Source organism: Flavobacterium sp. GCM10022190 (assembly GCF_042656445.1).
GTDB lineage: Bacteria > Bacteroidota > Bacteroidia > Flavobacteriales > Flavobacteriaceae > Flavobacterium > Flavobacterium nitratireducens.
This window is the reverse complement of the sequence record NZ_JBHSOQ010000003.1, coordinates 424,457-446,586: the sequence shown is the minus strand read 5'-3', so window position 1 is coordinate 446,586 and position 22,130 is coordinate 424,457. Positions and strand designations below refer to the sequence as shown.

Genomic DNA, 22,130 nt, shown 5'->3' with positions numbered 1-22,130 from the left:
TTGTTAAATATTTATATTGTCAAATTACATTTAATAAGATTATATTTTACAATATCGACAAAAAATAGTTCTTTTTTTTATTTATAAAAAAAATTAAAAATAATGCAACCGATTGTGTTGTTTTTGTATATTTGTAATGTTGTTCAACTTTAATTTTGTTTTAACCATTACAAAAAAAGTTTTGCTAATTTTTAACTAACCATTTAATTATTTTTTTATGACTTACTTTTTAAATGTCAAGGGTAAATTGAAAAGCCAAAAAAGCTTTTGTTTTCTTGTCTTTCTGTTCGTATTTTCTCTAGGCGCAAATGCGCAATCGGTTGTTACTGGAGTTGTTTCAGATGCAAATGGCCCGATTCCAGGTGCAAATGTTTTGCTTAAGGGAACTAATACTGGAGTAATGACTAATTTTGATGGGGTTTATTCTATAAAAGATGTTCCTTCAAATGCGGTGCTTGTTTTTAGTTTTGTGGGGTTGGAGAGTAAGGAAGTTGCTGTAAAGGGACAGACTAAAATTAATGTAGTCTTGCAAGAGGACGCTAAAACTTTGCAGGAGGTAGTCGTAATTGGTTATGGAACTCAAAGAAAAGAAGCAGTGACGGGATCAGTGGTTTCGATGGGAGCTGAGGAGCTACGTGAAATACCGGCTACAAATATTTCTCAAGCTTTGCAGGGAAGATTAACTGGGGTTGATATTTCTCAAACAAATACAAAGCCAGGTGCTGATATGCAAATCAGAATTCGTGGTACACGTTCATTAACTGCCGATAACAATCCATTAGTGGTATTGGATGGGGTTCCTTTTGCTGGTAGTTTAAATGATATTAATCCAAACAGTATTAAAAGTGTGGATATCTTGAAAGATGCTTCAGCAACAGCAATTTATGGATCAAGAGGGGCTAATGGTGTTATTTTAGTGACTTCTATCGGTGGTAAAAAAGGGCAAAAAGCGCAATTTTCATACAATCAGTTTTATGGTATAAAAGAAGTATTTGGTGAGTATCCAATGATGAATGGAGAAGAATTTGTAAAATTAAGAACATTAGTAGGCCGATTTTCAAATGGAGTATCTGAATCAAACGATGTGGATGTTAACTGGCAGAAATTATTATATACTACAGCAGCTGTAAAAAGTCATGATATTGGTGTAACAGGAGGTACAGAATTGGGGTCCTATAATTTTGGGTTAGGTTATTACAAAGATGAAGCTGTTATTCCGGGGCAATATTTTGAACGTATAAGTTTGAATGCCTCATTAAATCAAGAAATTGGTAGATTTAAAGTAGGATTTACATCCAATAGTAATTATTCAGTAAATAATGGTAATGGTCTAGGTGTAGGTGGTGTATTGAGTAATTCTCCTATCGCAAATCCTTATAATGCAGATGGTAGTTTAAGAAGAATTATACAAATGGGAGCTGATGACGCTTATGTAATTACTAAAGATGTTTTAAATGGTCTTGGTGATAAGTATATAGATCAAACTAGAGCTTTTGGATCGTATAATAATATTTTTGGTGAAGTAAAAATTCCAGGAATCGAAGGTTTGAAATACCGTGTTAATCTTGGTTTGAATTTCAGAGCTAGTTTTGGAGGTAACTATACTGGAGAAGGGGTGTTTGCTGTCAATGAAAAAACTCCATCAGTGGCTAATGTGAATAGTTCTATTACGACTAGATGGTTGTTAGAAAATATGATTACGTATGATAGGGTATTTGCTGAAAAACACAACGTAAACTTTGTAGCTTTATATTCAAACGAGAAAACAAGTTTTAATAGTTCTAGTTTTACAGCAAGAGACATTGCTGCTGATGATTTTCAATTTTATAATTTAAGAAATGCGAATGGAGATCTTGTGGCAAATGATGGAGCTTATCAGGTTAGAGGATTACGTTCTTACATGGCTAGGGCGATGTATACTTATGATAATAAATATATGATTACTGGAACCGTACGTTCTGATGGGTCATCTGTATTAGCTCCAGGTTATAAATGGCATACATATCCAGCAGTATCTGTTGGTTGGAATGTTAAGAATGAATCGTTTATGAAAAACGTTTCTGTGATTGATGCGTTGAAATTCAGAGCAGGTTTTGGACAAACTTCAAATCAAGCTGTAAATCCTTATCAAACTTTGGGTAGATTGGCAGCTGTAAAGTATAATTTCGGAGAGACTAATTATTCTACTGGTTATTTTGTTGACAGACTACCAAGTCCAGCATTAGGATGGGAATTTTCAAAAACTTGGAATTATGGTGTAGATTTTGGTTTGTTAAATAATAGATTATCTGGAACAGTAGAGTATTACATCACAAATACTAGTGATCTTTTATTAGATGTGAATGTGCCTACGACTAATGGTGTACCAGTATATACAGCAAATGTTGGTTCTACTCAGAATAAAGGAATTGAAGTATCTTTAAATGGTGTTATATTGGATAATCCAGAGGGATTAACTTGGGAGTTAGGAGTTAATTTAACCGCAAACCGAAATAAAATTACTTCATTAGCATCAGGTCAAGATAGAAATGAGGCGAACTGGTGGTTTGTAGGGCACTCTATAAATTCAATATATGATTTTGAGAAAATTGGTCTGTGGCAACAAGATGATTTGTATAGAAATATTTTAGAGCCAGGGGGTAATGTGGGGATGATTAAAGTAAAATATACAGGTACATTTAATCCAGATGGAACACCAACAAGACAAATAGGAAATTCAGATAGACAAATTATTGATACTGACCCTGATTTTGTTGGTGGATTTAATACTCGTTTGACTTTTAAAGGGTTTGATTTGAGTGCTGTAGGAGCATTTAGAAGTGGTGGATTAATTAATAGTACCTTGTATGGTTCTGGTGGATATTTGAATTTATTAACTGGTCGTAGAGCTAATGTGAAGGTAGATTATTGGACACCTGATAATACAGATGCAAAATACCCAGCACCAGGGGGAGTTCAAAGTGGGGATAATCCAAAATATGGTTCCACTTTAGGTTATTTTGATGGAACATATTTGAAAATCAGAACTATTACTCTTGGGTATAATTTCGAAAAAGATTTAATAGAAAAATTAGGAATGCAAAAATTACGTTTGTATTGTACAGTTCAAAACCCTTTTGTTTTCTTCTCTGATTTTCATAAGGAATCAGGAATGGATCCAGAGGCAAACTCTTTAGGAAATGAAAATGCAGCTGTTCCTCTTGGTAATAATTTAAGCCGTATTTTGACCATTGGAACGAATACTCCATCTACTAAAAATGTAGTGTTTGGACTTAATTTAACATTTTAAAAATCAATGCAATGAAAATAATAAAATTTAAAAATTATATAGTATCAGCAGTTTTGGTTGCCTCATTGTCAACCGCATGTTCTGATCTTTTAGAAGAGAAGCCAAGAGCAACTTTTACTCCAGAATATTTTAAAACTGAAAAAGGAGTAAATGGTGGATTAACTGCTTTGTATTTTAACTTAAGAAATTTATATGGACAAGCTTATTATTACAATTCTCTAATCACAGGTACTGATGAAGCAACTTATGCTCAAAGTGCCGACGGGAATTTTAAAGATATGGACATGTCAGGGGTAGGATCAATAACGCCAACTAGTTTTCCAACTTCAATTCTGTGGAATAATTCTTATATTAGTATTAATACTGCAAATGGAATTATTGAAAACGGAGCAGCAGTGGGAGTTGCCGAGTCACTTCTGGCAGAAGCTAGGTTTTTCCGTTCTTTTCATTACTTCTTGTTGACTCAAACTTATGGAGGGGTACCATTGGATTTAGGTTCAGGTGAACTTAAATTTAATATTTCACCTTCTTTTACTTCAGTTCGTAATACAGTACCAGAAGTGTATACTAAAGCTGTTTTTCCTGATTTAATTAAGGCTATCAATGATTTACCAGCAACACCGCGTGTTACGGGAGCTTTAACCAAATCGGCTGCTAGGTTATATTTGTCAAAAGCCTATTTAACTTACGCTTGGTGGTTACAAAACCCAAATAATATACCTACCTATCCAGAAACAAATAGAGTAGATCCTGACGGACGTGATGCAGCATGGTATTTTCAAAAAGCGTATGATGTTGCTGTTGAGGGAATTGAAAATCCAGGTCCATTCAAATTACAAGAGACTTATTATGACGTTCATTTAGGTAAAAATGATAGAAACAGTGAAATGATTTTATATGCTGATCATACTGAAAAAAGTGAACTTTTTAATGGTTCAAGTTTAACTTTTGGAAGTGGTGGTGCGCCTGATAATTTTGCTGGATGGATGATGACATGGAACTATACCGAATTAAGAAGTTCAGGAAAAAGTACAGTTCAACGTGAAGCAGTTCAATCTTTAGGGCGTCCTTGGACTCGTATGTGCCCAACGATTGGAGTTATTGAAAATACCTTTGCAGATAAAGTAAATGATTCTCGTTATGATGGAACTTTTGTTACAGTTTACAGAGCTAACTGGCCAAAAGCCGGAATGACTGAAACAAGTATTATTAATGCTAATGGTTTACCAATCGTTCCTGGTGATGCAGTATTAACATTTTTGAATAATGAATCGGGAACTCCTATTACATACCCAGCACCAGGAAATGGTGGTGATAGTAATATTGGAGCAGGAACATTACCAGGTAGAGCCGATTATGTAATTTCTCCACGTGGAGTTAGTAGAAAAGCATATCCTGGTTTATGGAAATTAGGGCCTTACCGTACTGATAATGGCACAGGTTTAGGACAACCTAATGCAGGTTCTACTCGTCCATTTAACATTGCTAAGTTTTCTGAATTCTATTTTATTGCTGCTGAGGCAGCTGTAAAAGGAGCTTCTACCACAACTGGTAAATCAGCTAGAGAGTTAATCAATGTTATTCGTGCTCGTGCTGGAAAATGGAGATTTGATAATAACGGAAATGTTCCTAAAGTAGTAGATAATAGTGCAGCTATGGTTGCTGCAACACCAGCGGTTATTACTATCAATTATATTTTAGCGGAGCGTTCTCGTGAATATTATGCAGAAGGATATCGTTGGTTTGACTTGGTAAGAACTCAAAAATGGGCTGAGCTTGCTTCTACTTATGAAATTGGTGGTCCAAACAAAGGAGATCACACACCAATAACTGTTAATAGAACTATTTCAAATTATTTATACTTACGTCCTATTCCAAGTAATCAATTTGAAACAATGAATATGACAGCAGCTGAGAAAGCAGCTTATCAAAATCCAGGATATACGAACTAATATAAACATTTGATTTATAGTTTACAATAACATTTATTTAGTTTGGTTAGTGTTTGTTTTTTTAGAAAAAGTCGAGAGTTGGTTACTCTCGACTTTTTAATTCTTTAATTGAGATAATATGAAGGCTATGGTTTTTAGATATAAAAAGCGTACTATTTTGTTCTTTTTATTTGTTTTTCTATCTCCTCCCATTTGGGCAATTGGAGAACCTTCTTATATTTCTACAGTTAGTGGAAAAGATTTTTTTACGTTATCTTCAAATGGTAAAAGTAGTGCTCTTTATGTAAGTCCAAATGAATATATAGGTGTTGTTAGAGCTTTAAAAGATTTACAATCTGATATTAAAAAAGTAACTAATTATTCTCCAGCTATTTTTTACGATAAATCCGTAACAACTAAAAATGTTGTAATTGTAGGGACTTATGGTAAAAATTCGTTGATTGATGCATTGGTAAAAAATAAAAAATTAGATGTAAGCGGAATTAAAGGAAAATGGGAAGCGTATAGTATTCAAACCATAAAAAAACCTTTTCCAGGTGTGGATCACGCTCTAGTCATTGTAGGCAACGACAAGAGAGGAACGATATACGGTATATATGATTTATCGCAACAAATAGGTGTTTCTCCTTGGTATTTTTGGGCGGATGTTGCTATTCCTCACAAAGAAGCCCTTTTTATTAAACCAGTCAAAATTGTTCAATCGCCAAGTGTTCAATATAGAGGTATTTTTATTAACGATGAAGCCCCTGCTTTAAGTGGATGGATCAAAGAAAAATTTGGTACTATAAAGCCAAGTAAAAATCCTCCAATAGGTAACGGTGTTGTAAATTATGGGCATGAATTTTATGAGAAAGTTTTCGAATTAATGCTTCGAATAAAAGCAAATTACCTTTGGCCTGCCATGTGGGGAAACGCTTTTAATGAAGATGATCCAAACAATGCTCGATTAGCGGATGAATATGGAATTGTAATGGGAACTTCTCATCAAGAACCAATGCTTAGAGCTCAACAGGAGTGGGATAGGCGTTATTTTAGAACAATTGGACATTGGGATTATACAAAACATGCCGATACTTTGGAGAAATTTTGGAGAGAAGGTGTGCGTAGAAACAAAAAATTTGAAAGTATAATTACTTTAGGTTTACGAGGTGCTAATGATTCTGAAATGAAAGGCGATATAAAATCTAATATTGCCATGGTCGAAGAAATTGTTCGCAAGCAACAAAAAATCATTTCAGAAGAAATTAATCCAGATATTTCTCAAGTTCCACAATCTTGGTGTTTGTACAAAGAAATTATGGATTATTATAATGAAGGTCTTAGAGTTCCAGATAATATTACATTACTTTGGGCAGATGATAATTGGGGAAACCTTCGTAGATTACCAACAGTAGAAGAAAACCTTAGATCTGGTGGTTCGGGTGTTTATTATCATTTTGATTATCACGGTGGACCTAGAAGTTACGAATGGATAAATACCAATCCTATTTCAAAAATATGGGATCAAATGTCTTTGGCTAAGGAATATGGAGCAAATAAAATTTGGATTGTCAACGTCGGACATTTCAAAGGATATGAATTGCCTATGGAGTATTTTATGTCTTTAGCTTGGGATCCTAACAAATGGACAAATGCTAACATAAATGAATATACTCGATTGTGGGCCACAAGAGAGTTTGGGCCAACATATGCCAATGAAATCACATCGATTTTGTCCCAATATACTAAGTTTAACGGTCGAAGAAAACCAGAGTCGATTACACCTAAAACTTACAGCGTTACAAATTATCTCGAAGCCGAAAAAGTGGTTGAGGACTATAATAAAATAAAGGATCAAGCCGAATCTATTTATGCCAAGTTGCCAAAGGAACAAAAAGATGCGTTTTATCAAATTGTTTTGTTTCCTACTAAAGCGAGTGCATTAGTAAACGAATTGTATTTTGCAGCAGCCAAAAATAGTTTATTTGCCTCACAAGGTAGAGTTAGTGCAAATGCTATGGCAATTCAAACCCGAGAATTATTTCGTCAGGATACAACACTAATGCATCATTATAATAAAATTTATGCTGATGGAAGATGGAATCATTTCATGGATCAAACTCATTTGGGGTATACAAGTTGGATGCCGCCAAGAAAGAACAATTTAAATGCTATTAAATTACAAGAGGTCAATCCGCTTGCTGCGGCATCTATGGGAGTAAGTGTAGATGAAAGTGAATTAAGTTGGCCAGGGGCAAATGAAAAAGCAATCTTGCCTGTTTTTGATTCTTTTAATAATAACAAACACTATATTGATATTTTTAACAGAGGTTCAGAATCATTTCAGTATGAAATCATTTCAGATGTACCTTGGTTAAATTTTAGTGAAACGAAAGGATTAATCAATCAAGATGATAAGAGGATTTGGATTCAATTCAATTCAGAAAAAGCACCTCAAGGTACTACAGAAGGTTTAATTAATATTAAGGGCGCCAATCAAGAGGTCACAATAGTAGTTCAGGCATTTAAACCATCCGATAGCGAATGGAAATCAATTAGTGGATTTGTTGAAAGTGGAGGTGTAGTTGCTATTGAAGCAGAACATTTTTCAAAAAATAAAAAAGAAGCCGACAGAGAATGGATAAAAGTAGAGGATTACGGATTAACATTATCAGGAATGCGCGCTACAGCTCCTGCTCATTCCCCTGCTGCTGTTCCTAATAAAAACGCTGCCTGTTTAGAGTATCCAGTATATTTGTTCTCAAAAGATAGCATCAATATTACTTTAATAACTTCGCCATTATTGAATTTTATGCCTAATCGCGATTTAAAATTGGCTATTTCTTTTGATGATCAAGAACCTACATATGTTACCAATGTGGCTAAGGACTATAAAATTGATTATTCCAATTTAGATTGGAGTAAATCAGTTGTGGATCAGGCACGACGTACTTATGCAAGTCTGAAAGTACCTAATTCAGGTTTTCATACTTTAAAGGTATGGATGATTGATCCTGGAATTGTTTTGGAGAAGATAATTTTAGACACAGGAGGCTTAAAACCAAGTTATTTAGGACCTGAGGAGAGTTTCTTTAAACAGAAATAGAATTAATTGAGTTGTTAAAACAAAATCATGTTTTCATGATTTTTTTTGCCTAATTTCATAAGTGTTGTTTAAACACATAAATTATGTAGTAAAATGAAAAAAATAGTTGTTTTTTACTTTTTTATTGGAATCTCGGTTGTCTATGCTCAATCGAAATCAGCTCTTAAATTGTGGTATAATCAACCTTCAGGAGATAAGTGGGAAAGTGCATTACCAATTGGGAATGGTTTTTTGGGTGCCATGATTTATGGAAATGTACCAGATGAAATTATTCAATTAAATGAAAACACCGTTTGGAGTGGTGGTCCTAATAGAAATGATAATCCAGCTGCATTAGCTTCATTACCAGAAATTCAAAAACTGATTTTTGAAGGTAAACATAAGGATGCGGAAAAATTAGCTAATCAAACCTTCATTTCTAAGAAATCTCACGGTCAAATGTTTCAGCCTGTTGGAAATCTTAATTTGCATTTTGAAGGGCATGAAAAATATTCCAATTACAAAAGAGAATTAGACATAGAAAAAGCTATAACCAAAACGACCTATGATGTTGATGGTGTTACTTTTACAAGAGAAGCTTTTGTGTCTTTTGCCTCTAGAGTGATTGTAATTCATCTTACTGCAACTAAAAAGGGACAGATTTCTTTTGTTGCAAAGTATACTTCACCACATAAAAATAAAAATATTGGAATAAGTCCCTCTAAAGATCTTGAAATTTCAGGAGGAACAAGTGATCATGAAGGAGTTGCGAGTGTTATAAAATTCAAGGGGATTACCCGTATTGTGCTTGATAAGGGGAAATTAGAACAAAACGATAATACAATTGTTGTAAAAGGTGCAAATTCAGCTACTTTATTTATATCCTTGGCTACTAATTTTAATAATTATCAGGATGTAAATGCCGATGAAAATCAAAGAGCATTAGAATATTTGAATTTGGCTACTGGAAAGTCTTACGGAACGCTAAAAAAAGCACATATTGAAAACTACCAAAAGTTTTTTAATCGTGTTAAATTTGACTTAGGTAATACTCCTGATGTCAATTTGCCAACGGATGAGCGTTTGAAAAATTTCAGAAATACTTTCGACCCACAATTTGTAGTGTTGTACTATCAGTATGGACGCTACTTGCTCATTTCTTCCTCTCAGCCAGGAGGTCAACCAGCTAATTTGCAAGGGATTTGGAACAATAGTTTAAATCCGGCCTGGGATAGTAAATATACCATCAACATTAATGCGGAGATGAATTACTGGCCAGCCGAAAAAACCAATCTTTCTGAATTACACGAACCCTTTTTACAAATGGTAAAAGACTTGTCCGTTACAGGGGCAGAAACTGCAAAAACGATGTATGGCGCTAGAGGATGGATGGCGCATCATAATACAGATATTTGGAGAGCAACTGGTGCTGTTGACGGAGCTTTTTGGGGATTATGGACTGCTGGTGGAGGCTGGACGAGTCAGCATTTATGGGAACATTATCTTTACACGGGTGATAAAGAATTTTTAGCTTCGATTTATCCCGTTCTAAAAGGAGCAGCTTTATTTTATGTAGATTTTTTAGTGAAACATCCCAAATACAATTGGTTGGTTGTCAATCCAGGGAATTCTCCAGAGAATGCTCCTCAGGCACACAATGGTTCATCATTAGATGCAGGAACAACTATGGATACACAAATTGTGACAGATGTTTTTAATTCCACTATTCGTGCTGCTGAAATATTAAATTTGGATACTAAATTAGTAGATTCTTTAAAACAAATGCGTAGTCAATTACCACCAATGCATATTGGGAAGCACAATCAATTGCAAGAATGGTTAGACGATATTGATGATCCAAAAGATAATCACCGACATGTTTCTCATTTGTATGGATTATTTCCTTCGAATCAAATTTCGGCATACAAAACACCAGAATTATTTGCAGCATCAAAAAATACCTTATTGCATCGAGGTGATGTTTCTACAGGTTGGAGTATGGGATGGAAGATTAATTGGTGGGCAAAATTACAAGATGGTAATCATGCTTATTCATTGATTAAAAACCAATTGACACCTTTAGGAGTTAATAGAGGTGGTGGTGGTACTTATACCAATTTATTTGATGCACACCCGCCATTTCAAATTGATGGAAATTTTGGCTGTACTTCTGGAATCACAGAAATGTTAGTTCAAAGTTCAGATGGTGCTATTCATTTATTACCAGCATTACCAGATGTTTGGAAAATGGGAAGTATTAGCGGTATACGTGCTCGTGGAGGATTTGAAATTGTAGCAATGGAATGGAATGAAGGGAAATTAGTCAAATTAGTTGTAAAATCTGATTTAGGAGGAAACTTAAGATTGCGTTTGCCTAATAAGATGAAACTACAATCAGGAGGGAAATTAGTAGAAGCACAGGGTGATAATCCCAATCCATTTTATTATGTAAATGAAACATCAAAACCGATCATTTCGAATGTGTCTACTATCGTACCAATAACACTCAAACCTACTTTTCTAGTAGATGTATCGACTACTAAAGGAGGACTTTATAGCTTAATAATGGAATAAAATAAATTATAATCACTATAACAACCAACCACTATGAAAAAAAATTGGAATAGGCTAGTTTTCCTAGCAGTAATCTTTTTAGGATTGAATTCATTTGCGCAAAAACCAAATCCTAAATTTTATATTTATTTATGTTTAGGTCAGTCTAACATGGAGGGTCATGCTAAGTTTGAACCTCAAGATACTATTGTAGATAGTAGATTTCAAGTTTTGGAAGCTGTAGATTGCGAAAATTTAAAAAGAAAAAAAGGACAGTGGTATACTGCTGTTCCTCCTTTAAGTCGTTGTACAACAGGACTTACTCCTGCTGATTATTTTGGAAGAGAAATGATAGCAAATTTACCTAAGGATGTAAAAGTGGGTGTTATTAATGTAGCTGTAGGTGGATGCAAAATTGAACTTTTTGACAAAGACAATTATGAATCCTATGTAAGTACAGCCCCTAATTGGTTAAAAAATACGGTATCACAATATGATGGAAATCCTTATGCCAGATTAGTAGAAATGGCTAAGATTGCTCAAAAAGATGGCATCATAAAAGGAATTTTATTGCATCAAGGTGAATCAAATACAAACGATACTCTTTGGACTAAAAAAGTAAAAGTAGTATATGATAATCTATTGAAAGATTTAAATCTGAAAGCTGAATCTACCCCTTTATTAGCAGGAGAAGTAGTTAATGCAGATCAAGGGGGTGTATGTGCTAGTATGAATACTATTATTGCTACGTTACCACAAACAATTCCTAATTCTTATGTGATTTCTTCCGTTGGAATCCCAGATACATTTGATAATCTTCATTTTTCAGCAGAAGGTTATAGAATGTTGGGTAAACGATATGCGGCTAAAATGCTTGAGATAATGAAAGTGAAAAAAAAGTAAAAATTCATGCAAAAAATAAATAAATATTTTCTCTTTATCCTAGGCTTGTTTTGCGCTACAATAAGTGCACAACAGTATAGAAAGCATACATTAAATAAGGAAGCTTTAGTTATAGAACTTTCAGAAGGCGTTTTAAATATTACCCCTCTTACTGATAAGTCAATAAGGGTGCAATATCATTTGGGAACAATTCATGAATCACAAGAATTTGTATTGATTCACAAACTTCATTCGCCTTCTTTTAAATTAGTAGAAACGACTAATAGCTTACAGTTGGCTACAAAAGAGGTGACTGTTATTTTTGACAAAAAGACTACCACTTTACAATACAGAGATAAATCAGGAAGAGTATTCCTTACTGAGAAAGCAAATTCAAGGATAATGAAACTAAATACCGTCTTGGGAGAATCCTGTTTTGATGCTCAATTGGGTTTTGAATCTCCTCAGGATGAATATTTATTTGGTTTAGGACAATTTCAAGATGGTTTTTATAATCTAAAAAATAGAAGCAGAAAGTTAATACAGGTTAATACACAAATAGCTATTCCATTTTTAGTGTCTAATAAAGGCTATGGTTTGTTGTGGCATCAGTATGGATTGACTTATTTCAATCCCAGCAATCAAAATATTAGTTTAGTTAAAAATACGGTAAACGAAGGAGAAAAACGAGAAGTTGAAGTTACTACTACATCGGGAACACAAAAAGTTTCGCAACAGCAATCGGTTTATTCGGGTAATTTTTCAGTAGCTAAAGATGGTGAATATTCCTTGATGTTGGATCTTGGTGATATGGATAGTCGCCATTTAGTATTAATTGATGGAATTGATGTAATTAATCAATCTAATTTGTGGTTGCCGCCAGCAGTAAGCCAATTAGTTAACTTAAAAGCAGGAGAACATAATGTAAAAGTGGTTTGTAAATCGAGTAATACCCCAATATTAGGAATAAAATTATCAAATGATGAAACCGTTTTTAATTCACCAAATGCTAAATCCCTTGATTATGTAGTTTTTGCTGGTAAAAACACAGATGAAATTATAGCTAATTACAGAAATCTGTCAGGCAATGTCCCGATGTTGCCTAAATGGGCATTTGGCTTTTGGCAATGTCGCGAACGCTATACATCGGGAGAGCATTTAGTAAATACCGTTAAAGAATTTAGAAAACGTAATTTGCCTGTTGATGTTATTGTTCAGGATTGGCAATATTGGGGAAAATATGGATGGGGAGTACCCAAATTTGATGAAACTCATTACCCTGAACCAGAAAAATTTATTAAAGAACTCCATGATTTGAATACACATTTTTCGGTTTCTGTTTGGGAAAATCTAAATAAAGAATCTGAAATTGCTAAGGAATATGTTTCAAAAAATTTATTTATAAAAAATAGTCCTTGGATTGATATTTATAATCCTGAAGCACAAACGACGCATTGGAATGCTCTCAATAAGAATTTATTTGCTTTGGGAGTAGATTCTTGGTGGATGGATGCTACAGAACCCGAAAATGATGCATTAAGAGGAAAACAAACTTTTTTTGGATTGGGAGATTTTTACCGATTGACTTATCCATTATTTGTTAGTAAGGCGGTATATGATGGACAAAGAAACACAAATCCTGAAAAAAGAGTTGCTATTTTAACCCGATCGGCATTTTTAGGACAACAACGTTATGCTACTATCAACTGGTCTGGAGATATAGGATGGGATTGGGATGCTTATAAACGCCAAATAGTAGCCGGATTGAATTACAATCTCACAGGAATGCCTTATTGGACAACTGATATTGGTGGTTTTTTCCGTCCGGGTTCAGGACAATATAAAGATGAAAAATACCATGAAATACTTACTCGTTGGTTTCAATGGGCCGTTTTTAATCCCATATTCCGTATGCATGGTTATCAAACGGAAACTGAGCCATGGAAATATGGAGAAAAAGTCGAAAATAATATGCGAGCAATGATGAATCTTAGGTATCAGTTATTGTCTTATATTTATTCAGAAGCTTGGCAAATATCAAAGAATAATTCCACTTTAATGCGACCTTTGATTATGGATTTTAATAAGGATACTACTGCCGTAAGTCAAGCTTATCAATATATGTTTGGGAAATCATTTTTAGTAGCTCCTATAACTTCACCAAGCGTTTCAAATTGGGATGTATATTTACCAAAACAAAATGCTTGGTATGATTTTTGGTCTGAAAAGCGTTTTAATGGAGGGCAAACTGTTTCAACACCAGCGTCTTTAGATATTATTCCAGTCTTTGTAAAAGAGGGTTCAATTATTCCACTTGGAAAGGTTGTTCAAAGTACAAAAGAAAAACAGGATGTATTAGAAATACGTGTGTATACAGGAAAGAACGCTACATTTACATTGTATGAAGATGAAGGTGATAATTACAATTATGAGAAGGGAAAGTGTATTGAAATACCTATAAACTGGGATGAAAAAGCGCAAACGTTAACATTCGATAATCAAAAAGGAACTTATAAAAATGCCATTGCTAATTATACGATGAATATTAAATGGATTTCAGGTGATGGAAGTGATGTCAAAAGAAAAAGTATCAAATACACAGGAAAAAAAGTAATTCTTAAAAAATAAAATTTATGAAATAGAACTTATATACTATTCACCATTTAACCAACCAAAACTTATTATTATGAAATTAAAGACAAGTATTTTCTTGACTCTTTGTTGCATATCATTTTTTGATATAGCAGCACAAAACCCCATTATTAAACATATATTTACGGCCGATCCTTCGCCGTTAGTACACAAAGGCACTTTATTTCTTTACACCGGTCACGATGTTGCTACCGAGGCCGATACCAATTATAAAATGGCCGATTGGCATGTTTTTTCAACAACTGATATGAAAACATGGAAAGATCACGGAGCACCACTTTCACCAAGTACTTTTTCTTGGGCTACAGGAGATGCTTATGCTGCTCAATGTGTTGAACGAAACGGAAAGTTTTATTGGTTTGTTTCTACCTTTCATAAAAAAGATGAAGTTAGCGGAGGAGGCGCTGCCATAGGTGTAGCTGTTTCTGACAGTCCTACGGGACCATTTAAAGATGCAATAGGAAAGGCTCTTGTAATCAATGAAATGACTACCGATAAACCACATGCATGGGATGATATTGATCCAACTGTTTTTGTTGACGATGATGGTCAAGCCTATATGTATTGGGGAAATGGGAGCTGTAAATGGGTTAAATTGAAAGAGAATATGATAGAAATGGATGGCCCAATTACTGCATTCAAACCTAAAAATTATATTGAAGGGCCATGGGTGTATAAAAGAAAAGGGCTCTATTATTTGGTTTATGCCAGTGCTGGTACTAAGCCAGAGATGATTGAATATTGTACAGCAAAAAGCCCTACAGGACCATGGAACTATCAAGGAATAATTCAGGAAAATGTACCAAATAGTTTCACTACGCATCCTGGTATTGTAGATTACAAAGGAAAATCCTATTTCTTTTATCACAATGGAACTTTACCTACAGGTGGAAGTTATAGACGTTCTGTATGTGTAGATTACATGTACTATAATGAGGATGGTACTATCCAAAAAGTAATACAAACGACGGAAGGCGTGAGTAAGATCAAATAACAAGATTTCCTAATTTTTAAATTTCTATATAATGAAAAGTACTACTATTTTCATTTGTGCTCTTTTGGCTTTAATGACACAAACGGTTGCGTTTTCACAGGAAAACAAGGCTAAAAATCCTCTGATTTATGCAGATGTTCCTGATCTTTCTATGATAAGGGTAGGAGATACTTACTACATGAGTAGTACTACAATGCACGTGAATCCAGGTGTTCCAATTATGAAATCGAATGATTTGGTTAATTGGAAATTAGTTAGTTACGCCTATGAAACACTAGAAGATAACGATGACAGACTTAAACTTGAAAATGGTAAAAATGATTACGGGAGAGGTTCTTGGGCAAGTTCTTTACGTTTTCATAATGGTATTTATTATGTAAGTACTTTTTCAGGGACAACAGGTAAAACCTATATTTTTTCAACTAAAAACATTGAAAAGGGACCGTGGAAAAAAATTGTTTTCAATAATTCCTATCATGATCATTCTATCCTTTTTGATGATAATGGGAAAGTGTATATGGTTTGGGGCGCTGGTAAAATTCAATGTATTGAATTAAAGAGCGATTTGTCAGGAGTTAAAGAAGAAACGAAAAGAGTTTTGATTGAAAATGCAAGTGCTCCTGCAGGGGACAATATTATGCTGAATTCTGAAGGTTCTCAACTTTTTAAAGTAAATGGGAAATACTATTTATTTAATATTTGTTGGCCACGTGGCGGTATGCGTACCGTTGTTATTCATCGTGCCGATAGTATTGATGGGCCTTGGGAAGGCAAAATTGGATTACAAGATCAAGGAGTGGCTCAAGGAGGACTTATCGATACTCCGGATGGAAAATGGTTTTCTTATCTATTCAGAGATGCTGGAGGAGTAGGTCGTATTCCTTATTTAGTTCCTGTACAATGGGAAAATGGTTGGCCAATTTTGGGAACTAATGGTAAAGTTCCAGAATTTTTAGATTTACCGCCAAGTAAAGGTTTAATTCCTGGTATTGTAGCCTCGGATGAATTCACTCGAAATAAAAAAGATGCAGCTTTGCCTTTAGTGTGGCAATGGAACCATAATCCAGATAATTCACTTTGGTCTGTTAGAGAACGAAAAGGATATTTAAGATTAAAAACAGCCAGAATTGATAGCAGTTTTGTTCTAGCTAAAAATACCTTAACGCAAAGAACTATTGGACCAGAAAGTGCAGCGATTACGCGTTTAGAAGTTTCTAAAATGAAAGAAGGCGATCTTGCAGGTCTTTGTTTACTGCAAAAAGAATTCGGGCTTTTAGCAGTTAAAATTGAAAATGGTGCTAAGAAAATTGTAAAGATAGATGCTGCAAAAGGGAATGCAAAAGAAATTAGCAGTATTCCTCTTAATCAAGACGAAGTTTATTTTAAGGCAGAATGTGATTTTAAAAACAGAGCTGATAAAGGAATGTTTTTTTACAGTTTAGATGGGAAAAAATGGATTTCAATTGGTAATCCTATAAAATTGCCATATACACTGCCACATTTTATGGGCTATCGTTTTGGCCTATTTAATTATGCGACTAAAAACCCAGGAGGCTATGTAGATTTTGATTATTTCCATATCAAGGACAGCATTTCAAAAGAATAGTTTTCCTCTTTTTAAATCTCAATTTTAAAATTTAAAGTATGAAAATAAGTCATTTATGTATTTGTTTATTTTCAATAGTTGGCTTAAGTGCACAGCAATACCCATACAAGGATCCTTCTCTTAGTTCAGAAGTACGTGCCAAAGATTTAATTTCACGATTAACTCTCGAAGAAAAAGCCGCCTTAATGTGTGATCAGAGTGATGCAATACCAAGACTTGGCATTAAAAAATTCAATTGGTGGAGTGAAGCCTTGCATGGTTATGCTAATAATGATAATGTAACTGTTTTTCCAGAACCAATAGGAATGGCAGCTTCTTTTGATGATGCATTACTCTATCGCGTTTTTAATGCCGTTTCTGATGAAGCAAGAGCTAAATACAATCAGTGGATTAAAAATGGAAATGAAAACAAACGATTTTTGAGTCTTTCCGTTTGGACACCAAATGTTAATATTTTTAGAGATCCTCGATGGGGGCGCGGTCAGGAAACCTATGGCGAAGATCCTTACCTAACTTCTCGAATGGGAATTTCGGTGGTGAAAGGTTTGCAAGGTCCTGCAGATGCAAAATACCGAAAACTTTTGGCTTGCGCCAAACATTATGCGGTACATTCGGGACCAGAGTGGAGTAGACACGAATTAAATTTGAATCAGGTTAATCCTCGTGAATTGTACGAGACCTATTTGCCTGCTTTTAAATCGTTAGTACAAGATGCCGATGTGCGTCAGGTGATGTGCGCTTATCAACGCTTAGATGATGAACCATGTTGTAGTAATACCCGACTTTTACAGCGAATCCTTCGAGATGAATGGGGCTATAAATATTTGGTGGTATCAGATTGTGGCGCGGTAACTGATTTTTACACAACGCATAAAGTATCATCGGATGCTGTACATGCTGCCTCAAAAGCGGTATTAGCAGGGACAGATGTAGAATGTGTATGGGAAAAATATCCATTTAAAGAACTACCGGCAGCTGTAGCCAAAGATTTAATTAAAGAAGAAGATATTGATAAAAGTTTGCTTCGTGTTTTAATTGGTCGTTTTGATTTAGGTGAAATGGATGATGATGCGATTGTACCTTGGGCTCAAATTCCGCCTTCGGTGCTAAATAGCAAAGAACATCAGCAATTGACTCTTGAAATGGCCCAAAAATCGATGACTCTTTTACAAAATAAAAACAATATTCTTCCTTTGAATAAATCCATTGGAAAACTCGCTGTGATAGGTCCTAATGCTGATAACGAACCTATGTTATGGGGGAACTATAATGGAACTCCCGTAAAAACCATTACTATTAAAGATGGGATAGAATCCAAAATTAACTCAAATAAAATTTTTTATGATAAAGCTTCTGATTTAGTTGAGGATAAGGTTACTCAATCGTATTTTGATCAATTTTCTTTTGAAGGGAAAAAAGGAATGAAAGTTACATTTTGGAATAACCCCAATCGCGAAGGCGATGCTGTAATTTCGCAACAAATTCTTCATCCTATCAAAATTACTACAGCAGGTCAACACGAATTTGCTTCAGGAGTTAAATTAGAAGGTTTTTCGGCAAAATATGAAACCGAATTTACAGCAAAAACAAATGATTCTTTAGTTTTTAAAACGGGAGCTACAGGTGCTTTTGAATTGTTGGTTAACGGGAAATCAGTAGTTAAATATACTAATTGGCGCACGGTTCCAGGTAAAATTCCTTTTGCTGTGGAAGCTGGGAAAAAATATCAAATTGAAATTTTGTATGCGCAATCAAATAATTGGCAAGCGAATTTGGAATTTGATTTTGGAAAAGAATATCCAGTCAATTTTAGTGGTTTAATCCAGCAATTAAAAGGGATTGATACGGTCGTTTTTGTTGGTGGTCTTTCTACATTATTGGAAGGAGAAGAGATGCCAGTTTCCTATCCAGGTTTCAAGGGAGGCGATAGGACCAATATCGAACTTCCAGCCGTGCAAAGAATGTGTCTACAACAACTAAAAGCAGCAGGAAAAAAAATCATTTTTGTTAATTGTTCAGGTTCAGCGATTGCATTAACTCCAGAAACAGAAAGTTGTGACGCTATTTTGCAAGCTTGGTATCCGGGAGAAGCTGGAGGACAGGCCGTTGCAGATGTTCTTTTTGGAGATTATAATCCGGCAGGGAAACTTCCTATTTCATTTTATAAGAATTCGGAGAAATTTGGTGATTTTGAAGATTATTCAATGAAAGGAAGAACGTATCGGTACACAACGGATGTTTTATTTCCTTTTGGTTTTGGTTTGAGTTATTCCAAGTTTTCCATTGGAAATGCTGCTGTAAACAAGAGTATCATTCAATCGAATGAAGGGGTAAGTTTAAGTTTTCCAATACAAAATATAAGTAAACGAGATGGTACAGAAATCGTTCAGGTATATGTTAGAAAATTGAATGATCCTGACGGTCCATTAAAAACGCTACGTGCTTTTCAACGAGTTGATCTAAAAGCAGGGGAAAAGCAAAATGTTACTATCCAATTACCTGTTTCGTCTTTTGAATTTTATGATGCAGCCACTATTGGAATGAAAGTAACTCCAGGCGAATACGAACTTTATTATGGAAATAGTTCGGATATTAATAGTTTGAAAATAAGGAGAATAATTATACAGTAATTAGTAGTTTAGAAAAATGAAAAAAAACAATACAATTTTTAAAAAGCTCATTTCTGTATCATTATTGGTACTTGTGAGTTCATTAGTGACTGCTCAAAACAAAAAAGGTAAAATCTTATTAGGTTGGGAAAAACCTCAATATCGTAATCTTTTTAAAGAAGCAGGATATAGTCAAAAAGACATTGATGAAAAACTAAATAAAGCGTATTACGATGTTTTTGAAGGACCTAACAGAGTATATTTTGAAGAAGGTGATTCTTTAGGTTACGTTTCTGATATCAAAAATAATGATGCCCGTACAGAAGGAATGTCCTACGGAATGATGGTTGCGGTTCAATTAAATAAGAAGGAGGTTTTTGATCGTTTATGGCGATGGTCTGTAAAATACATGCAGCATCAGGAAGGTTCAAGAGAAGGTTATTTTGCATGGAGTGTGAATCCGCAAACAAAAAAGCAAAATGCGAAAGGTTCAGCATCTGATGGAGAACTATATTATATCACTAGTTTGTTATTTGCATCCAATAGATGGGGCAATGATACTGGGATTAATTATTATAAAGAAGCCCGTCGTATTTTGGATGCCATGTGGAAAAAAGACGGAAAGGATAAAATTTTTAATCTAATTAACACAGAACATAAACAAATATCTTTTGTACCAGAAGGAGGAGCTTACCTATGGACTGACCCTTCGTATCATTTGCCTGCTTTTTATGAAATATGGGCTTTATACGCCAAAGATGGTCATGAACAATTTTATAAAGATTGTGCCGAAGTATCGCGAAATTTTTTGCATAAAGCGTGTCATCCCGTAACGGGTTTAAATGCCGATTATACCAATTTTGATGGGACACCTCATTCAACACCTTGGATGCCTGCAGCCTTTAGATACGATTCATGGCGTGTGCCAATGAATATAGCCATGGATTATACTTGGTACGGTAAAGACAAAGATTGGCAAGAAGATTATGCTAAGCGATTTCAAAATTTTTTACGCTCCAAAGGAATGGAGACCTATGTAGACCAATACAATTTAGATGGAACTACCCCCGATTTTATTCTTCAGGCTGGTCCAGTTAAAAAATTAAGACATTCTATTGGATTAGTGGCAACTTCAGCAACAGCATCATTGGTTAATAAGGATAAAGCTAGTCTGGATTTTGTGCATGCATTATGGAATGCCAAGTTAGAACCTTATGAGGACGGTTATTTTGACCCTTATTATGATGGCTTGATGTACTTGTTTAGTTTAATGCATCTTAGTGGAAAGTATCAAATTATAGCACCTCAAACGAATTAATTGTCTATTAACTATTAAACCAAAAAATATGAATCAGAAAATTTTAGGATTTCTTTTAATTTCTTTCGTTTCTAGTGGACTTTGTTTGGCTCAAACAGCTCCATCAAATGAAGATTTTAAAGTTTCGGCTACCACTCAGCAGGGTAAGCAATATCCTCAGGTAAATTCGCAAGGAAAAGTACGAGTACAAATTGCTGCTCCAGAAGCAAGTAAAGTTCAGCTTGATTTAGGAGGAAAAAAATACGATTTAGTTAAAGATGCTCAAGGACTTTGGACTGGAGATTCAGAACCACAAGATGAAGGTTTTCATTATTACCAATTGAACATTGATGGTGCTTCAGTACCTGATCCAGGAAGTATGTATTTTTATGGTGCCAGTAGATGGGGAAGTGGAATAGAAGTCCCTGCAAAAGATCAAGATTTTTATGCTAACAAGAATGTTCCTCATGGTGAGTTAAGAGAGCAACTCTATTTTTCGAAAATCAATAATGCTATGCGTCGTTGTTTTGTTTATACGCCACCAGGTTATAATAAAGACAATAAACGCTACCCTGTTTTGTATTTGCAACATGGTGGAGGCGAAAATGAAACAGGTTGGTCTAACCAAGGACATGCTAATTTGATTATGGATAATTTATTAGCCGAAGGGAAAACAAATCCTTTTATTATTGTTATGGACAATGGGACTTGGACACCTCCTAAATTAAGTCCCGAGGCGATCCAACAACAACGTTCAAACGGAACTTGGCCTCCTAAAGGTTGGGCGGATGGTTTTTCCAAAACCTTATTAGAAGAAATTATTCCAATGATTGATGCTAATTATAGAACATTGCCTAATTCGGCTAACAGAGCTATGGCTGGACTTTCGATGGGGGGAATGCAAACTCGTGTTATTACATTGGCTAATCCCAAAATGTTTTCTTACGTAGGCATGTTTAGTGGAGGAAGTATCTCGGTTGAAGATGTAAAAAATGCACCTGAATTTAAAGAAAATGTAAAATTATTATTTGTAAGTTACGGAAGTCACGAATTAGATAATCGTCGTGCTGGGATTGGTGGTGATCCAAAAGTTAATACCGAAGCGGTTAAAAATTTAGGAATGAATACACATTTTTATATTTCTCCATTAACAGCTCACGAATGGCAAAGTTGGAGAAGAAGTTTACATGAATTTGCACCGCTTTTGTTTAAAAATTAATTACTTAAAAAAT

General features: G+C 34.6%; 11 protein-coding genes. All 11 read left to right on the top strand.

Going from position 1 to position 22,130, the window contains the following annotated elements; translation table 11 throughout:
• The first annotated feature begins 217 nt into the window (after positions 1-217).
• Positions 218-3,289 (top strand): SusC/RagA family TonB-linked outer membrane protein, encoded by a 3,072-nt coding sequence (locus ACFPTQ_RS11990; RefSeq protein WP_379777770.1) that lies wholly within the window; start codon positions 218-220, stop codon positions 3,287-3,289.
• 11 nt (positions 3,290-3,300) lie between these two features.
• On the top strand, positions 3,301-5,241 hold the full coding sequence (locus ACFPTQ_RS11985; RefSeq protein WP_379777769.1) for a RagB/SusD family nutrient uptake outer membrane protein: 1,941 nt from the start codon (positions 3,301-3,303) through the stop codon (positions 5,239-5,241).
• A 118-nt stretch (positions 5,242-5,359) separates the two neighbouring features.
• Positions 5,360-8,326, top strand: coding sequence for a glycosyl hydrolase 115 family protein (locus ACFPTQ_RS11980; RefSeq protein WP_379777768.1), 2,967 nt, complete (start codon positions 5,360-5,362; stop codon positions 8,324-8,326).
• A 93-nt stretch (positions 8,327-8,419) separates the two neighbouring features.
• Positions 8,420-10,879 carry a glycosyl hydrolase family 95 catalytic domain-containing protein gene (locus tag ACFPTQ_RS11975; RefSeq protein ID WP_379777767.1) on the top strand — a complete coding sequence of 820 codons (2,460 nt, stop codon included), beginning with the start codon at positions 8,420-8,422 and terminating at the stop codon, positions 10,877-10,879.
• A gap of 33 nt (positions 10,880-10,912) precedes the next feature.
• Positions 10,913-11,761, top strand: coding sequence for a sialate O-acetylesterase (locus tag ACFPTQ_RS11970; protein ID WP_379777766.1), 849 nt, complete (start codon positions 10,913-10,915; stop codon positions 11,759-11,761).
• A gap of 6 nt (positions 11,762-11,767) precedes the next feature.
• The gene (locus ACFPTQ_RS11965; RefSeq protein WP_379777765.1) at positions 11,768-14,368 is read left to right on the top strand and encodes a TIM-barrel domain-containing protein; all 2,601 of its coding nucleotides are present in this window, start codon (positions 11,768-11,770) and stop codon (positions 14,366-14,368) included.
• Between the two features lie 58 nt (positions 14,369-14,426).
• Positions 14,427-15,386 carry a glycoside hydrolase family 43 protein gene (locus ACFPTQ_RS11960; RefSeq protein ID WP_379777764.1) on the top strand — a complete coding sequence of 320 codons (960 nt, stop codon included), beginning with the start codon at positions 14,427-14,429 and terminating at the stop codon, positions 15,384-15,386.
• A 31-nt stretch (positions 15,387-15,417) separates the two neighbouring features.
• A complete protein-coding gene (locus ACFPTQ_RS11955) occupies positions 15,418-16,992 on the top strand; it encodes a glycoside hydrolase 43 family protein (RefSeq protein ID WP_379777763.1) in 1,575 nt (524 codons plus the stop codon).
• A 38-nt stretch (positions 16,993-17,030) separates the two neighbouring features.
• Complete coding sequence (xyl3A, locus tag ACFPTQ_RS11950; protein ID WP_379777762.1) at positions 17,031-19,622, top strand: xylan 1,4-beta-xylosidase; 2,592 nt, start codon at positions 17,031-17,033, stop codon at positions 19,620-19,622.
• A gap of 16 nt (positions 19,623-19,638) precedes the next feature.
• The gene (locus tag ACFPTQ_RS11945; protein WP_379777761.1) at positions 19,639-20,919 is read left to right on the top strand and encodes a glycosyl hydrolase family 8; all 1,281 of its coding nucleotides are present in this window, start codon (positions 19,639-19,641) and stop codon (positions 20,917-20,919) included.
• A gap of 28 nt (positions 20,920-20,947) precedes the next feature.
• Positions 20,948-22,117, top strand: coding sequence for an alpha/beta hydrolase (locus tag ACFPTQ_RS11940; protein WP_379777760.1), 1,170 nt, complete (start codon positions 20,948-20,950; stop codon positions 22,115-22,117).
• Positions 22,118-22,130: the final 13 nt, after the last annotated feature.

Bases quoted from the DNA above. Each gene is read 5' to 3' on its own strand.
- ACFPTQ_RS11990 (WP_379777770.1), top strand. From the start codon at position 218: ATGACTTACTTTTTAAATGTCAAGGGTAAATTGAAAAGCCAAAAAAGC.
- ACFPTQ_RS11985 (WP_379777769.1), top strand. From the start codon at position 3,301: ATGAAAATAATAAAATTTAAAAATTATATAGTATCAGCAGTTTTGGTT.
- ACFPTQ_RS11980 (WP_379777768.1), top strand. From the start codon at position 5,360: ATGAAGGCTATGGTTTTTAGATATAAAAAGCGTACTATTTTGTTCTTT.
- ACFPTQ_RS11975 (WP_379777767.1), top strand. From the start codon at position 8,420: ATGAAAAAAATAGTTGTTTTTTACTTTTTTATTGGAATCTCGGTTGTC.
- ACFPTQ_RS11970 (WP_379777766.1), top strand. From the start codon at position 10,913: ATGAAAAAAAATTGGAATAGGCTAGTTTTCCTAGCAGTAATCTTTTTA.
- ACFPTQ_RS11965 (WP_379777765.1), top strand. From the start codon at position 11,768: ATGCAAAAAATAAATAAATATTTTCTCTTTATCCTAGGCTTGTTTTGC.
- ACFPTQ_RS11960 (WP_379777764.1), top strand. From the start codon at position 14,427: ATGAAATTAAAGACAAGTATTTTCTTGACTCTTTGTTGCATATCATTT.
- ACFPTQ_RS11955 (WP_379777763.1), top strand. From the start codon at position 15,418: ATGAAAAGTACTACTATTTTCATTTGTGCTCTTTTGGCTTTAATGACA.
- xyl3A (WP_379777762.1), top strand. From the start codon at position 17,031: ATGAAAATAAGTCATTTATGTATTTGTTTATTTTCAATAGTTGGCTTA.
- ACFPTQ_RS11945 (WP_379777761.1), top strand. From the start codon at position 19,639: ATGAAAAAAAACAATACAATTTTTAAAAAGCTCATTTCTGTATCATTA.
- ACFPTQ_RS11940 (WP_379777760.1), top strand. From the start codon at position 20,948: ATGAATCAGAAAATTTTAGGATTTCTTTTAATTTCTTTCGTTTCTAGT.